At 72.0% G+C, this 16,047-nt stretch carries 8 protein-coding genes and 7 pseudogenes; 6 read left to right on the top strand and 9 right to left on the bottom strand.

Annotated features, from left to right (window positions below):
- Positions 1–54 precede the first annotated feature (54 nt).
- The 5 genes and pseudogenes from ACZ411_RS12555 (at position 55) to ACZ411_RS12535 (ending at position 5,578) form a co-directional block, all read left to right on the top strand.
- A pseudogene (locus ACZ411_RS12555) lies at positions 55–2,677 on the top strand (MMPL family transporter).
- 226 nt (positions 2,678–2,903) lie between these two features.
- Positions 2,904–3,254: a DUF7882 family protein gene (locus tag ACZ411_RS12550; protein ID WP_464171021.1), complete on the top strand. Its 351-nt coding sequence runs from the start codon at positions 2,904–2,906 to the stop codon at positions 3,252–3,254.
- Between the two features lie 306 nt (positions 3,255–3,560).
- Positions 3,561–3,923, top strand: a pseudogene (locus ACZ411_RS12545) (Gfo/Idh/MocA family oxidoreductase); the annotation flags it as partial.
- A gap of 136 nt (positions 3,924–4,059) precedes the next feature.
- Positions 4,060–4,308, top strand: a pseudogene (locus tag ACZ411_RS12540) (Gfo/Idh/MocA family protein); the annotation flags it as partial.
- Positions 4,309–4,747: 439 nt separating this feature from the next.
- Positions 4,748–5,578 carry a ThuA domain-containing protein gene (locus ACZ411_RS12535; RefSeq protein ID WP_464171019.1) on the top strand — a complete coding sequence of 277 codons (831 nt, stop codon included), beginning with the start codon at positions 4,748–4,750 and terminating at the stop codon, positions 5,576–5,578.
- A 22-nt stretch (positions 5,579–5,600) separates the two neighbouring features.
- Here ACZ411_RS12535 and ACZ411_RS12530 read toward each other — a convergent pair whose 3' ends face one another.
- The 9 genes and pseudogenes from ACZ411_RS12530 to ACZ411_RS12490 form a co-directional block, all read right to left on the bottom strand.
- Positions 5,601–7,472: an ATP-binding cassette domain-containing protein gene (locus tag ACZ411_RS12530; RefSeq protein WP_464171017.1), complete on the bottom strand. Its 1,872-nt coding sequence runs from the start codon at positions 7,470–7,472 to the stop codon at positions 5,601–5,603.
- A gap of 66 nt (positions 7,473–7,538) precedes the next feature.
- A pseudogene (locus tag ACZ411_RS12525) lies at positions 7,539–7,965 on the bottom strand (P-loop NTPase family protein); the annotation flags it as partial.
- Between the two features lie 54 nt (positions 7,966–8,019).
- Positions 8,020–9,071 (bottom strand): annotated as a pseudogene (locus ACZ411_RS12520) (methionine synthase).
- A pseudogene (locus tag ACZ411_RS12515) lies at positions 9,068–10,068 on the bottom strand (putative oxygenase MesX). The pseudogenes ACZ411_RS12520 and ACZ411_RS12515 overlap by 4 nt, the downstream one beginning before the upstream one ends.
- A gap of 255 nt (positions 10,069–10,323) precedes the next feature.
- On the bottom strand, positions 10,324–11,220 hold the full coding sequence (locus ACZ411_RS12510) for a carbohydrate ABC transporter permease (RefSeq protein WP_094114713.1): 897 nt from the start codon (positions 11,218–11,220) through the stop codon (positions 10,324–10,326).
- Complete coding sequence (locus ACZ411_RS12505; RefSeq protein WP_094114712.1) at positions 11,217–12,203, bottom strand: carbohydrate ABC transporter permease; 987 nt, start codon at positions 12,201–12,203, stop codon at positions 11,217–11,219. The genes ACZ411_RS12510 and ACZ411_RS12505 overlap by 4 nt, the downstream gene beginning before the upstream one ends.
- A gap of 42 nt (positions 12,204–12,245) precedes the next feature.
- Positions 12,246–13,568 carry an extracellular solute-binding protein gene (locus ACZ411_RS12500; RefSeq protein ID WP_094114711.1) on the bottom strand — a complete coding sequence of 441 codons (1,323 nt, stop codon included), beginning with the start codon at positions 13,566–13,568 and terminating at the stop codon, positions 12,246–12,248.
- A gap of 59 nt (positions 13,569–13,627) precedes the next feature.
- Positions 13,628–14,440 (bottom strand): hypothetical protein, encoded by an 813-nt coding sequence (locus tag ACZ411_RS12495; protein WP_104344329.1) that lies wholly within the window; start codon positions 14,438–14,440, stop codon positions 13,628–13,630.
- Entirely contained in the window at positions 14,437–15,534 is a 1,098-nt protein-coding gene (locus ACZ411_RS12490; protein WP_464171012.1) for a Gfo/Idh/MocA family protein, read from the bottom strand. The genes ACZ411_RS12495 and ACZ411_RS12490 overlap by 4 nt, the downstream gene beginning before the upstream one ends.
- On the opposite strand from ACZ411_RS12490, the pseudogene ACZ411_RS12485 reads away from it, so the two are divergent.
- A pseudogene (locus ACZ411_RS12485) lies at positions 15,452–15,934 on the top strand (helix-turn-helix domain-containing protein); the annotation flags it as partial. The gene ACZ411_RS12490 and the pseudogene ACZ411_RS12485 sit on opposite strands and share 83 nt — an antisense overlap.
- Between the last annotated feature and the right edge of the window lie 113 nt (positions 15,935–16,047).

Raw genomic sequence — 16,047 nt, 5'->3', positions numbered from 1 at the left:
TCCAGAAAACTAGACGAGACGTAGCGTATCGTCGAGGCGTCTGAAGGAGATCCCATGGCATCACTGCTGTTCCGGCTCGGCTCGCTGGCTGCGCGTCGCGCGTGGCTCGTCATCGTCTCCTGGGTGGTGATCCTCGGCATCGGCGTCGGCTCGTTCCTCGCCTTCGCGGGCACCCTCGGCAACAGCTTCGACATCCCGGGCACCGCGTCCGGCGCGGTCACCGACGAGCTCGCCGAGACGCTGCCCGACACCGCGGGCGGCACCGGCACGGTCGTCTACCGCACCGAGGACGGCCAGGCGTTCACGCCCGAGCAGCAGCAGGACATCTCCGCCCTCGCGACGAGCGCGGGCGACCTGCCGGGCGTCGCCTCGGTGGTGGATCCCTTCGCCGTCACGCAGCAGCGCGCCGACCAGGCCGCGCAGCTCGCGTCCGGCGACGACCAGATCACCGCGGGGCGCGCCCAGCTCGACGCCGCGCAGCAGCAGCTCGACGCCGGCAGGGCGCAGCTCGAGGCTGGCCAGCAGCAGCTCACCGCCGCCCGCCAGCAGGCCGAGGCGGCGGGAGCGCCGGCGGCGCAGCTCGCCCCGCTCGACGCGCAGCAGGCCCAGCTCGACCAGCAGACCGCCGCGCTCCAGGAGCAGCAGGCCACGGTCGACGCGTCGAGGGCGCAGCTCGACTCCGGCGCCGAGCAGGCCGAGCTCGGCCGCACGCTGCTCGGCCTCACGGACGGCATCGGCGTGGTCTCGGAGGACGGTTCCACCGCGATCGTCAACATCTCCTTCACGGATCCGCGCCTCGAGCTCTCCGAGGAGACCAAGGAGGAGGCCATCGCGCACTTCCAGGACGCGCCCGTGGCCGGCACCAGCGTCGACTTCGCGACCGACCTGGCGCAGGGCGTCCCCGAGATCTTCGGCATCGGCGAGGTCGTCGGCCTCCTCTTCGCGGCGATCGTCCTCATCGTCATGCTGGGCACGGTCATCGCCGCATCCCTCCCCATCGTCACCGCGGTGGTCGGCGTGGGCGTCGGCGTCACGGCGTCGCTCGCGTTCTCCGGCGTCGTCGACATGGCGTCGGTGACCCCGGTGCTCGGCGTCATGCTCGGCCTCGCGGTCGGCATCGACTACTCCCTCTTCATCGTGAACCGGCACCGCAAGCAGATGCTCCAGGGCACCGGCGTGCGCGAGTCGATCGGCCTCGCGACCGGCACCTCGGGCACCGCGGTCGTCTTCGCGGGATCCACCGTGATCGTCGCGCTCCTCGCCCTCAACGTCACGGGCGTCCCGTTCCTCGGGCTCTATGGGCACGGTCGGGGCCGTCTGCGTCGCCGTCGCGGTGCTCGTCGCCATCACGCTCACGCCCGCGGTCCTCGGCCTCGCCGGCACCCGGGTGCTGCGCAAGCGCGACCGCGCCGCCGTCGGCCACGAGCGCCACCCGCACCAGGCGGCCAAGGCCCTGGCGCCCATGTCGAACCTCCGCGCGGTGCTCACCGTCGTCGGCACGGTCGTCGCCCTGCTCGTCATCGCGATCCCCAGCCTCTCGCTGCGGCTCGGCCTGCCGGACGGCTCGAGCGAGCCCTCCGGATCCACCAGCGAGCGCGCGTTCTCCACCGTCGCCGAGGAGTTCGGCGAGGGCGCGAACGGCCCGCTGCTCGTGGTCGCCGACGTGCCCGCCGGCCTCGCCGACGACGACCTCCTCGCCACGCAGGTCGACGTCGCGCAGACCCTGCACGACCTCGACGACGTGGTCGCCGTCGCCCCGGTCGCGAACACGGACGACAACACGGTGCTCGCGTTCCAGGTGCTGCCCGAGGAGGGCCCGAACAGCGCGTCCACCGAGCAGCTGGTGCAGGACATCCGCGCGCTGCCCGAGCTCGACGGGGGCATCTCGCTGGGCGTCGCCGGCCAGGCCGCCACCAACATCGACATCTCCGAGGCGCTGGCCGCGGTGCTGCCGCTCTACCTGCTGGTGGTCGTCGGCCTGTCGCTGCTGATCCTGATCGTGGTGTTCCGCTCGATCCTCCTGCCGCTGATCGCGACGGGCGGGTTCGTGCTGTCGCTCTTCGCGACCTACGGCCTCATCGTCGCGGTGTTCCAGTTCGGCTGGGGCGCGAGCCTCATCGGGCTGGAGAGCCCGGGGCCGATCCTGAGCTTCCTGCCGGTGATCCTCGTCGGGATCCTGTTCGGCCTCGCGATGGACTACCAGCTCTTCCTGGCCTCGGGCATGCGGGAGGCGTACGTGCACGGCGCGTCCGCCCGGCTCGCGGTGGTGCAGGGCTTCCGGGCCGGCCGCGCGGTCGTGACCGCGGCGGCGCTCATCATGGTGTCGGTGTTCGGCGGGTTCATCTTCTCCGAGTCGACCATCATCCGATCCATCGGCTTCGGGCTCGCGTTCGGCGTGCTGCTCGACGCGTTCGTGGTGCGCATGCTGCTGATGCCCGCGCTCATGCACCTGCTCGGCCGCTCGGCCTGGTGGCTGCCGCGCTGGCTCGACCGGATCCTGCCGGACGTGGACATCGAGGGCGCGGCGCTGGAGCGCACGCACCCGGGCGCCGCGGACCCGGCGACGGCGGATGCGCTCCCGGACGGCCTGCCGGCCGACGGCGGGCACGGCGCCCATGCGGAGCCGCCCACGCCGACGACGATCCAGGCCGAGACGGCGGCGGCCCCGCGCGACTGAGGCTCACGCACGGGCGGCCGCCCTCGGTTCCCGGGTGGCCGTCCGGCGCCGGAGCGTGTCAGCCGCTCACAGACGCCACAGCCCCGTGTCAACCCCGCGGACACCATGTCGAGATCCCCGTAACGTCTTGTGCATGAACAATCAGCGCGGCGCCGAAGCGACCTCCCTCCCGTCCGGTGCGGTCGACCGGGCGATCCGCGCGACCGGCGCCTAGGCGGGACCGGCGATGGGCCGCCTGGTCTACGGCGCCTCGACCCGCGTCAACGTCGACGACCGCGCACTCGCCCACCTGCAGCTCGTCATCGTCGCCAAGCTGCGCCGACGGGAGGGCTTCGCGTTCTCCTGGCGGAACCCGGGCTCCGAGGGCGGCGGGCGCCGGACCGTCTGGATCCACCCGGGCGTCCCGGTGGAGTTCCACTTCGCCGAGGACGCATCCGTCATCGACCGCGTGTGGGCCGAGGCGCTCATGCGCACGGCCGACACGGCCGCGGGCCTGCATCTCGTCCCGGAGCCCGGGGCGGGAGCGCCCGGCAGGGGCACCCGGGGAGTAGCCGCCGGCCTGAACCCGTGTCGTTGACGCCATATGTCGGCATGTCCTAACATCGACGCAGCGATCCCCCGGATCCACGTGGCAGGGCAGCCGCCGGCCGGGGCGCGGAGAGGGGCATCGCCATGGGACGTCCACGGTGGATCGCGGCCCTCGCCGCCCGCGGGGACCAGGCCCCTGCGACGCCGCGCGAGAACGGCGTGACGCAGGCCCTCCCGCACGGTCCGCGATCGCGATAGCCGCTCCGACGTCTCCATCGGGCACGACCGGGCCGGCCGACGGCTGACCGGCGCCGCCCTCCCCGTGCGGCGTCCGCCGCGCGTCGACGGTGAAGGGATGACCACCATGACCGACCTCCGACAGCACCCGGCTCCCTCGCCCGCCGACCACGACGGGCGCCTGCCCGTCGTGGTGGTGGGCGCCGGCGCCATGGGCGGCGCGTGGATCCGCATGCTCGCCGACAGCCCGCACGCGGCGCCCGCCGGGGTCGTCGACCTCGACGTGCCGCTCGCGGAGGCCGCCGTGCGCGAGGCCGGGCTCGAGGGAGTCGCCGTCGGCGCGTCCGTGGCGGAGGTCGCCGAGCGCTCCGGCGCCCGGGCCGTGGTGAACGTGACCGTGCCGCAGGCGCACCGGGTCGTGAACGAGCAGGCGCTCCGCGCGGGCCTCCCCGTGCTCTGCGAGAAGCCGCTCGCGCCGACCGTCGCGGAGGCCCTCCGCCAGGTCGCCCTCGCCGACATCACCGGCGGGCTCCTGATGGTGAGCCAGTCGCGCCGGTACTTCAACCACCTCGTGGCGTTCCGCGAGGCGGTCGCGCAGGCTGGGGCCGCTCGCGGTCGTGCACGCGCAGTTCCTGCACGAGGACCACGAGCCCGGCTTCCGCGAGCAGATGGCGCATCCGCTCCTCATCGACATGTCCATCCACCACTTCGACCAGCTGCGGTACGCGACGGGCGAGGAGCCCGTCGCCGTGCGCTGCAGCTCGTGGAACCCGCCGTGGAGCTGGTACGCGGGCGACGCGGCCGCCACCGCCGACTTCGAGCTCGCGTCCGGCGCCCGCTTCGCGTACGTCGGGAGCCGTTGCACCCCGGGCATGCCGACGTCGTGGAACGCCGACTGGCGGGCCTACGGCGAGCACGGCGCCGCGCACTGGGACGGCGACGACGTCGTCGGGCTCGACGTGCCGGGCTCGCGGTTCGACGTGCTCGACGCGCCCGAGGGGATCGCGGCCTCGCTCGAGGAGTTCGTCGGATCCCTCCGCACCGGCACCACCCCGCAGAGCGAGGTGCGTCTCAACGTGATGAGCCTCGCCATGGTGGAGGGCGCGATCCGCAGCAGCGAGCGGGGAGGCGAGCGCGTCGTCATCGCCGACCTGCTCGAGGACGCGCTCGCCCAGGCGATCGCCGATGAGCGCAGCGCCGACGTCGCCGACCTGCTGCGCTCGTGGACGAGCGCGGCCGACGGCATCCGCACCCCGGCCTGGGATCTGCCCTCGCCACGACCCCGACCGCGTCAGGAGGCGCCCGATGACCGACACCGCCACGAGCGCCCCCGCCCCCATCCGCGTCGTCGTCTGGGGCGAGTTCCGGCACGAGAAGGTGAAGCCGGTCGTCGCGGAGATCTACCCCGACGGCATGCACACGACCATCGCGGACGGCATCCGCGCCCTCCTCGGGGCCGACGCCGACGTCACCACGCGCGTCCTCGACGACCCCGAGCACGGCATGACGGAGGAGCTGCTCGCCCGCACCGACGTGCTCCTCTGGTGGGGCCACACCGCCCACGAGGAGGTGTCGGACGAGGTCGTCGACCGGATCCAGCGGCACGTGCTCGAGGGGATGGGCATCATCGTGCTGCACTCCGGGCACCACTCCAGGATCTTCCGCCGGCTCATGGGCACCACGTGCAGCCTGCGCTGGCGGAACGACGGCGACAGCGAGCTGGTGTGGACGGTGGCGCCGCGGCACCCCATCACCGAGGGCGTGTCGCAGCCCATCCAGATCCCCGGCCAGGAGATGTACGGCGAGTTCTTCGACATCCCCAGCCCGACGAGCTCATCTTCATCAGCAGCTTCTCCGGTGGCGAGGTGTTCCGCAGCGGCATCACCTACCGGCGCGGCGACCGGGCGCGTCTTCTACTTCAGCCCCGGCGACGAGGTCTACCCCGTCTACCACCACCCGGACGTGCAGCGCGTGATCGCCAACGGCGTGCGCTGGGCGCGACCGGAGCGCGCCCGCGAGTCCTACCTCGTGACGCCGATGTACCTCACGGGCCGCTTCGACCGGCCCGTGCTCGGGTCCCCCGGGGCGCTCGTCGACTACCACACGGGAGAGCCGGTCGACCTCGGGGAGGGCTGAACCCCGCCTCCGGGGCGCCCGATCACCCGCCGACGTACGCCGCGAGGTGCTCCCCCGTGATCGTCGAGCGCGACGCGACGAGCTCGGCCGGCGTGCCCTCGAACACGATCCGGCCGCCGTCGTGACCGGCACCCGGCCCGACGTCGATGATCCAGTCGGCGTGCGCCATCACCGCCTGGTGGTGCTCGATGACGATCACCGTCTTCCCCGACTCGACGAGGCGGTCCAGGAGGCCCAGCAGCTGCGCGACGTCGGCGAGGTGCAGACCGGTGGTCGGCTCGTCGAGCACGTACACGCCGCCCTGCTTCTCGGCCATCTGCACGGCGAGCTTCAGCCGCTGCCGCTCGCCGCCGGACAGCGTCGTGAGCGGCTGGCCGAGTGTGACGTACCCGAGCCCCACGTCCTCGAGGCGCGACAGGATCGCCACCGCCGCCGGCGTCCTCGCCTCGCCGTCCGCGAAGTACGCGCGCGCCTCGGCGATGGGCAGCGCGAGCACCTCGCTGATGTCCTTGCCTCCCAGCGTGTACTCGAGCACCGAGGCCATGAAGCGCTTGCCGCCGCAGTCCTCGCAGGTCGTCGACACGGTCGACATGGGTCCGAGGTCGGTGAAGATCACGCCCGCGCCGTTGCACGTGGGGCACGCCCCGGCGGAGTTCGCGCTGAACAGCGCGGGCTTCACCCCGTTGGCCTTCGCGAACGCCTTGCGGACGGGCTCTAGCAGCCCCGTGTACGTGGCGGGGTTGGATCGCCGGGAGCCGCGGATCGCCGTCTGGTCGATGGACACGACGCCGTCGCGCCCGGCCACCGAGCCGTGGATGAGCGACGACTTGCCGGAGCCGGCGACGCCCGTCACCACGGTCAGCACGCCGAGCGGCACGTCGACGTCCACGGCCTTGAGGTTGTGGGTCGACGCACCGCGCACCTCGAGCACGCCCGTCCGCTCGCGCACCGCGTCCTTCAGCGCCGCCCGGTCGTCGAGGTGCCGACCCGTGAGGGTGCCGCTGGCGCGCAGCTCCTCGACCGTGCCCTCGAACCGGATCTCCCCGCCCTGCGAGCCCGCGCCAGGCCCCAGGTCGACGACGTGGTCGGCGATCGCGATCGTCTCCGGCTTGTGCTCGACCACCAGCACCGTGTTGCCCTTGTCGCGCAGCTGCAGCAGCAGGTCGTTCATGCGCTGGATGTCGTGCGGGTGCAGGCCGATCGTCGGCTCGTCGAAGACGTACGTGACGTCGGTGAGCGCCGAGCCGAGATGCCGGATGAGCTTGGTGCGCTGGGCCTCGCCCCCGCTGAGCGAGCCCGAGGACCGGTCGAGCGACAGGTACCCGAGGCCGATGGACACGAACGAGTCGAGCGTCTGCGCGAGCGACTGCACGAGGGGCGCGACCGTCGGCTCGTCGATCCCCCGCACCCAGGCGGCGAGGTCGGAGATCTGCACGCTGCAGGCGTCCGCGATCGACATCCCCGCGACCTTCGAGGACCGCGCCGGCGCCGCGAGCCGCGTGCCGTCGCAGTCGGGGCACGTCTGGAACGTCACCGCGCGGTCGACGAACGCGCGGATGTGCGGCTGCATGGACTCCCGGTCCTTCGACAGGATCGACTTCTGGATCCGCGGCACGAGACCCTCGTAGGTCATGTTCATCGTGTCGACCTTGACCTTGGTCGGCTCCTTGTAGAGGAAGTCGCGCCGCTGCTGGTCGGTGAGGTCGCGGATGGGCACGTCGCCGGGCACGAACCCGGAGGCGGCGAAGATCTTCACCATCCAGCCGTCGGCCGTGTAGCCCGGCACGGTGATCGCGCCCTCGAGCAGCGACCTCGAGTCGTCGAGGATCTGCGTCAGGTCGATGTCGTTGACGCGGCCGAGTCCCTCGCAGCGCGGGCACATGCCGCCGAGCATCGTGTGGTCCTGCTCGACCGGGTGCGTCGCGGCGCCCCTCGACCGTCAGCGACCCCTGGACGCGCACGCTGGGCACGTTGAAGGAGAACGCGTTGGCCGAGCCGATGCGCGGGTCGCCCAGACGCGAGAAGAGGATGCGCAGCATGGCGTTCACGTCGGTCGCGGTGCCGACGGTCGAGCGGGGGTTCGCGCCCAGGCGCTCCTGGTCGACGATGATCGCCGTCGTCAGGCCCTCGAGGCGGTCCACCTCCGGCCGCGCGAGGGAGGGCATGAAGCCCTGCACGAAGGCCGGGTACGTCTCGTCGATCATGCGCTTGGACTCCGCCGCGATCGTGCCGAACACGAGCGACGACTTGCCGGATCCCGAGACGCCCGTGAACACCGTGAGGCGGCGCTTCGGGATGTCGAGCGAGACGTCCTTGAGGTTGTTCTCGCGGGCACCCCGCACGCGGATGAGGTCGTGCCGGTCGGCGGGGTGCGGTGCGGCGCTCATGGTGCTCCTCGGGTCGACGCCGCGCACTCCAGCGTGCGGGACGCGCCGCTCAGCCTAGGACCCCAGCTCCTCGCGGACGAGGGCCGCTCCCGCGCTCAGCGCGCTCAGCTTGCCCAGCGCGACGGGCCGGGCCAACGGGGCCATCCCGCAGTTGGTGCTCGGGATGAGCAGCTCCGCGTCGACGTGCCGCAGGGCCCGGCGGAGAGTGTCGGCGACCTCCTCCGGGGTCTCGATCCCGGCGCTCGCCACGTCGATGGCGCCGAGCATGACCTTCTTCCCGCGGACGAGCTCGAGCAGCTCCAGCGGCACGTGCGAGTTCCGGCACTCCAGCGAGACGATGTCGAGCGTGGACCGGGCGAGGAGCGGGAACGACTCCTCGTACTGCCGCCACTCCGACCCGAGGGTCGCCTTCCAGTCGGTGTTCGCCGTGATCCCGTAGCCGTAGCAGATGTGCACCGCGGTCTCCACGCGCAGCCCCTCGGCAGCCCGCTCCAGGGCGGCGACGCCCCAGTCCCGCACGTCGTCGAAGAACACGTTGAAGGCGGGCTCGTCGAACTGGACCACGTCGACCCCCGCCGCCTCGAGGGCCCTCGCCTCCTCGTTGAGGATGGCCGCGAACTCCCACGCCAGCCTCCCGGCTCCCGTAGTGACGGTCGGCGAGGGTGTCGATCATGGTCATCGGCCCGGGCAGCGCCCACTTGATCGGCTGGTCGGTCTGCTCGCGCAGGAACCGGGCGTCGGCGGCGAACACCGGCTCCTCGAGGCCGACGGCGCCGACGACGGTCGGCACGCTCGGCGTCGTACCGGTCGCGGATCCGCACGGTCTCCCGCCGCTCGAAGTCGACGCCGGAGAGGCCCTCGATGAACGTCGTGACGAAGTGCTGGCGGGTCTGCTCCCCGTCGCTGACGACGTCGATGCCGCGCTGGTGCTGCTCGTGGACGGCGGCGCGCAGGGCGTCCTGCTTCCCCTCGACCAGGGCATCGCCCTCCAGCCGCCACGGGGACCACAGGGTCTCCGGCTGCGCGAGCCACGACGGCTTGGGCAGGCTGCCGACGGGCGAGGTGGGCAGGAGCCGGGGCGTCCCCCGGGATGCGCGGTCGGTCATCGGGCTGCCCCGACGCGCGCGGCGGCCCATCGCCGCAGCCGGTCCCCGTGCGGCGCCATGAGGTGCTCCTCCGCGTACCTGCCCTGCTCGACCGCGAGCCGCCCCCGCTCCTCGCGGTCGTAGGCGATGAGGGGACGCACGTGGTCCTCGGCCGTCAGGTCCGGCGGTAGACGTCGGCGGCGGCCGTCCGCGCGCCGTAGATCTCGGGCCGGTAGATCCGCTGGAACGTCTCCATCGTGCTGATGGTGCCGATGAGCTGCAGGTCGGAGTGGTCGCGCAGCAGATCGCCGCAGGTGTAGAAGGCGAGGGGCGCCGCGCTGCCGGCCGGCATGAAGAAGCGGGCCCGCAGGCCCATCCTCGCGAAGTAGCGGTCGGTCAGCGAGAGCTCGTCCTGCGCGTACTCGACGCCGAGGACCGGGTGGTGCAGCCCCGTCCGGCGGTACGTCCTGCTCGTCGACACGCTGATGCAGACGACGGGCGGCGTCGCCGAGTGCTCCGCGTACGCGGCGGACTCGCGGAAGTGCCGGAAGAGGGCCCCGTGCAGGGCGCCGAAGTCGTCGGGGAGGGCGGATCCGGCCGGCGAGCCGCCGAGGGCGGGCAGCACCACGCTGAAGTCGTGGTCGCGGATGTAGGACGAGAGGTTGTTGCCCAGGATCCCCGGGTGACATCGACCGGTCCGGCGGTCGAGGATGCGGGTCTTCAGCATCTCCAGCAGCGGGAAGTCCTCGTCGCCCCCGTCGGCGAAGCGCAGCCCCACGGAGACGATGTCGAGTCCCACGGTGTAGCGGTCCCGGTCCCCGGCGTCGGCGTCGGCGGCGGCGTGCGCGAGCCCGTTGAACCGGGCGTCGATCATCGCCAGGGCGTCGCGGAGGTTCTCCCGGCGACGCTCCCCCCGGGCCAGGTTCGCGAAGTTCGTGGTGACCCGCGAGCTGTCGGCCGGCGTGTAGTCCTCGTCGAAGGGGGTGGTGGTGATGCTGAACGCGAACTCGTCCGTCATGAGCGGCCATTCCGTGGGAGGGACGGGACGGAGCGGGCGCGCGGCGGCGGCGGTCGTGGGTGCGGTGATCGTCACGTGGTGCTCCTGTCCGGGTGCTCGGGAGCCTGTCATCTCGGGAGGGGTGCATGTCGGGACGTGACGGAGTGTGACCGCGGCGGCCACCGCGCATGACGAGAGCCCGCCCCCGGGATCCGGATCGGATCCGCGAGGGCGGGCTCTCGTCGTGGGCGCGGTCTCACCTGCGCCCGGCGCGCATCACCTGCCGGCGAGCGAGCCGCCGATCCCGCCGACGCTGAAGTACTTGTTCAGGAAGGCGAAGATCAGCACGGGCGGCAGCATCATGATGACCGCGACCGCCATCACCGAGCCCCAGTCGGCCGCGTTCTGCTGGAAGAACGTGTTGAGGCCGATGGGGAGGGTGTACTTCGTGAAGTCCTGCAGGAACAGGAGCGCGATCAGGTAGTCGTTCCAGGCCAGAAGGAACGAGAAGATCGCGGTGGACAGGATGCCGGGCAGCGAGTTCCGCAGCACCACGTGGACGAAGCCGCTGAACACGCTCGCGCCGTCCATCCAGGCCGCCTCCTCCAGGGTGATCGGGATGGAGTCGATGTACGCCGCCATCATCCAGATCGCGACCGACATGGTCGACCCGATGTAGATGATCGCCACGCCCTGCAGCGTGTTGATGAGGCCCATGGCCGAGAAGGTGATGAACAGCGGGATCGCCGCCGTCACCACCGGCAGGGCCTGCACCACGAACAGCACGAGCGAGTACCCGGACACGAGCTTGGACCGCGAGCGGCTCAGCACGTACCCGGCGGGAGCGGCGATGACGACCGAGACCACGACGGTCACGAGCGCGACGAGCAGGCTGTTGCCGAGCCAGATCATCACGTCGGTGCCGCCCAGCACGCGCTCGAAGTTCTCCAGCGTGAAGCCGGTCGCCGTCGAGTTCTGGCCCGGCTGGGTGGAGAGGAACAGGACCGCGAGGATGGGCGTGATCACGATCAGGGTGATGATCGCGATGAACAGGAAGCGCCACCACTGGCCCTTCTGCTCCCGCTCCTTCGCCGACGTCCGCTTGGTGTCGCCGCGCTTGATGTCGCCGACGGTCGCCGAGGTGGCTCCGCCGACCGCGAGTGCCTGGCTCATTCGATGTCCGCCTTCTTGATCTGCCGGTACAGGAGCGTCGAGACGATGACGAGCACGGCGGTCATCATGAACGCCACCGCCGTCGCCGGCCCGGTCTGCAGGTTCTGGAACGCCTGCTGGTACGCCAGCACGATGAGCGACGTCGTCGCGTTCACGGGACCGCCCTGCGTGAGCAGGAAGATCGTCGGGAAGTCGTTGACGCAGAAGATCGTCATCAGCACCCAGCTGATGTAGGTGGTCCGCGAGATGATCGGCAGCGTGACGCCGCGGAACGCCTGCCAGGCGTTCGCGCCGTCCATCTTCGCCGCCTCGTAGACGTTGGTGTCCACCGACGCGAGGGCCGAGGACATCATCATCAGCATGAACGGGAAGCTGATCCAGACCTTGAATACGCAGACCACCACCTGCGCCAGGACGGGATCGCCGAGGAAGTTCGCGTCGGGGATCCCGAGCGTCTCCAGCATGATCGGCACCGGGCTCTGCGGCGTCGCCACCAGCCAGTTCCAGGAGGTCGACGAGACGACCACCGGGACGATCCACGGCAGGAGCAGCAGCACCTTGAAGAGCCCGTTGGCCGGGATCCGGGTGCGGAGCAGCAGCGCGAGGGCGAGCCCCACGAGCCAGGACCCGAACACGCCCGTGACCGTGAAGACGATCGTGAACGTGGTCGCGTTGCGGAACGACTCGGAGGTCAAGACGTTCGTGTAGTTCTGCAGGCCGACGAACGGCGTCTCCCACGGGAGCGTCGACGGCGTGCCCTGCTGCAGGGACTGCAGGAACGAGTAGACGACCGGGTAGACGTTGAGCAGCACCAGCAGGATCAGCGACGGCAGCGCGAACAGCGCCAGCGTCTTGCCGGCCCGCCCGAGCGGCGTCTTGCCGCGCCCCTTCCGGGGCGCGCCGGGCGGCCGGCCGGAGCCGGCCACGCCGACGCCGCGGCGCGCCTGCCCGATCTTGTCGACGACCCTCGTGTCGAGCGCCATCAGCTCACCCCGTCCATGTCAGGGACTCCGGACGCGCGCGCATCAGGCGCCCGCCTCCAGCTCCTTCTGCAGCGTCTCGAGGGCGCCCTTCGCGGTGACGGTGCCGCCGAGGACGGCCTGCGCGAAGGAGATGGTCGGCTGGGTGCCGTCGACCTTGGTCACGTTCTGGAAGACCGTGTTGGAGCCCGGGGCGCCCCACGTCTTCGAGATCGGCTGCCAGTCGTTGAGGATCTTCGTGGTGTTCGCGTCGTCCGCGTACGCCTCCTCGGCGATGGACTTCAGCGGCGGCAGGCCGATGCCGGTCTGCTTGGTCCACAGCGTCTTCATGTTCTCGTAGTAGTAGGTGAGGAACGCCTCGCTGTTCTCCTGGCTGGGCGTGGACTTGTACATCATGATGTTGTTCGGGAAGTAGAGCGCGCCCTTCTCGCCGCCGGGGCCCACGAGCGGGTCGCCGACCACCATGTTGGCCGCGGTCTCCGGGCTGACGTTCGCCGTGGCGCCCGCGCCGTCCCAGAGCATGCCGAACGTGCCGGCATCCATCTGCTGGTACGCGTTGTCGGACGTGTACGTGGCGCTGCGGGGGTCGACGTAGCCGTTCTTGACCATGCCGAGCACCCACTCGACGGCCTCGATGTTCTTGTCCGTCACCACGTCCGGGTTCTGGTCGCCGTCGAAGAGGCCGCCGCCGTTGTTGATCATGTGGGCCACGATCTGGTGGAAGCCGGTGAAGGCGCCGGCGCCCGAGCGGGTGCCGTAGCCGTAGACGCCGATCTTCTTCAGCCCCGCGCACGCGGCCTCGTAGGAGTCCCAGTCGGTGGGCGCCTCGACGCCGGCCTTCTCGAGGAGGTCCTTGCGGTACCAGTACATGCGCATGTCGAGGTTGTACGGGACGGCGGCGTAGCCGTTGTCCGTCTTCAGGGTGTCGACGAGGCCCGGGAGGAAGTCGTCGTACAGCCCGCTCTTCTTCCACGACTCGATGAGGTCGTCGGCGTACGCGATCTTGCCCTGCGACTCGAAGAGGAACGCCGTCGTCCCGCCTCCGGAGCTCACGGCGGGGCCGTTGTTGGCCGCGACGGCCGTGGAGAACGTCTGGGTGAAGTTCGCCCACTGGACCTGCTGGTAGCTGACGGCGCCCATGCCGCTCGCCGGCTTGTACGCCGCGGAGATCGCCTTGTCCTCCGTGAGGAAGGCGGGCGCGCCCCAGGGCATGTTCCAGAACTTCAGGGGCGCGGCGGCGCCGCTCGCGCCGCCTCCGCCGCCGCTGCAGGCGGCGAGGAGGCCGACGGCCGCGGCGCCGACGCCCGCGCTCAGGAGGGATCGACGGGTGAGTCCGTTGCCGAAGGCGCTGGATGACTGCTGTGGCATTTCGTGCTCCGTTGCATGTTGTGGTGCCTGATGTGTGGTGGAGGGGTTGGGTTCGTGGATCAGCTCGGGCGCTCGCCGGCCAGCGCGGGGGCTGCGGCGAGGAGCGAGCGGAGGTCGGCCACGTCGTCGGGGACGCAGCGGCCGTGGGCGGCGTCGCGGGCGAGGCGCATCGCGGTGCGGTGGCCGGACTCGAAGACGACGGGGAGGTCCTCGCGGCCGGCGGCGTCGGTGACGCTCGACCGGCCCGGGGCGGCGGTGCCCGGCGCCGGCAGGGCCACGTGCGCGGCCCGGTCGCCGACGATGAGGCGGAAGGTGGCGCACGCGTGGGCGTGCGCCGTGACGAGGGCGCTCACGATGACGTGCACGCCCGTCTCCGTCGTGCCCGTGAGCATGAGGTGGTCGGGCGTCTCGGCGAGGGGCGCGAGCTCCGCGAGCGGCGAGCCGACGAGCGTCTGCGCGGTGAGCGCGAGCGCCCGGGCGGCGCCGGGGAGGTCGCCCGGGTCCGCGACGGTCGCGCGCGCCTCGAGCAGGGCGCCGGGCGCGGCGAGGCGGTGGATGCGCGGCGCCACCCGGCGGACCGCCTCGTCATGCCGCCACGGCACGTCGAGGACCACGGGGACGCCCGCCGCGGCGAGCTCGGCCAGCTCGGAGTCGGCGGCGGGGACGGGGTCGAGCACGAGGAGGGCACGGGCCCCGGCGCGAGCGGCCGAGGTAGCGCGGGCGGCCCAGCCGTCGCCGCCGGCGACCACGACCACGTCGCCCGCGTCGTCGGTGCGCCGGAAGGACTCGGGCAGGGAGGCGAGGGTCGCGACGGCCGCGTGCGCGTGGGTGGCCGACGCAGCAGGGTCGATGCGGAGGGTGAGGGCGCTCATGCCGCGACCTCCGTCCGGGACGCGTGGCGCGCGGATCCGGCGTCCGCCGAGGCGAGCCCCCCGCCGGCGCGGATGATGGCGGCGCTCTGCTCCGCGATGTCGGTCGCGAGGTCGAGGTCGGAGAGCTGGACGTCCATGGGTACGGGATCGGCCGCGCCCGTGATCACGTCGTGCACGTGCTCCCACTCGCCCACGTAGCCGTTGTCCGGGAACGGGCCCCAGGCGGTGGTGCTGCGGGCGTCGGTGAGGGCGGCGGTGCTGGATCCGGCGTGCACGTAGGAGAGGGAGAAGTCGACGTGGAGCGAGCGGTCGCGGGCGACGGCGTCGAGCGTCCACTCGGGATCCCACGACGCCCCGCCGATGCCGTGCACCTCGAGCACGCTCTCGCCCACCATGGCGACGATCTCGTAGCCCCACGGCTTCAGGGCGCGGGCGCTGACCACGCGCGGCGCCGCGGCGGGCAGCAGCCGGCGCGCGAGGGGCAGGTCGTGGATGGCGAGGCCGAGCACGCCGCCGCTGACTGCGAGGGCCTGCGCCTCCCGATCGGGCTCGCCCGCCGCGCGGGGCGCGGGCCGGCCGACGATCTCCGTGGCGGAGTCCTCCGAGTCGGGGTTCGGCGGGATGACGGCCGAGATCCGCACGGTGTGCGGCGCCTCCCCCGAGGAGTCCCAGGCGTCGACCGCGGCGATCCACGCGGGGTCGAACGCGTGCATCGTCCCCACGATGACGGGCACCCCGTGCTCGGCGGACGCGGCGGCGATGGCCCGGCCCTCCTCGGCGGACACGGCGAGCGGCTTCTCGCAGAGCACGGCGCGCTTGCCCGCGCGGCACGCGGCGATGACCTGCTCGGCGTGGAAGCGGTTCGGGCTGCCGATGACCACCACGGCGACGGCCGGGTCGGCGATCAGCGCGTCCGCGTCGGTCGTGTGCCGGGCCCCCGCCCGTGCCGCGACCCGCTCGGCCACCTCCGCGTCGACGTCCATCACGTGGACGACCCGGAACCGGTCGGCCATGCGCGCCAACGTCGGCAGGTGGATGGCCTGCCCTACCGGTCCGGCCCCGACAAGGCCCACACCGAACACCTCTTCGCCCACGACGCCCTCGTCCCTAGCAATGATCCGCACGGCGAAAACTGACTCGTCGTTTACGGTTGCGTCACTGTACGTCCGGGTCCACGGAGGCACAAGGGGGAGGATCTACATCGTGACCAAGTCGACGAGCGCCGCCCCGCAACGCCGGGGATCTGACGGCGCGACGGAAAACTTTCCGCATGCTGATGCGGATGAGAGCGCGGCCACGGATCCGGCCGCTGCGGCCGGGATGGCGTCCCGCGGGCTCTACTCGACGGGCGTCCGACGCCGTGCGGAGATCGTCGCCGCGGCCGTCCGCGTGTTCGGCGTCCGCGGCTACGGCGCGGCCACGATCAAGGAGATCGCCGACGAGGTCGGCGTCTCCCCCGCGGCCGTGCTCCGCTACTTCCGCAAGGAGGAGCTGCTGACCGAGGTGCTGCGGCAGTGGGACCGGCAGCAGCCGTTCGTGTCGGAGGCGGCGCCGGGCCTCCCCGCGCTCCGCGCCTTCGTCGACCTCATGCGGTACCACGTGGAGCA

The sequence above is a fragment of the Clavibacter sp. AC415 genome (assembly GCF_979252985.1).
This window is presented reverse-complemented; position numbering and strand designations above follow the sequence as displayed.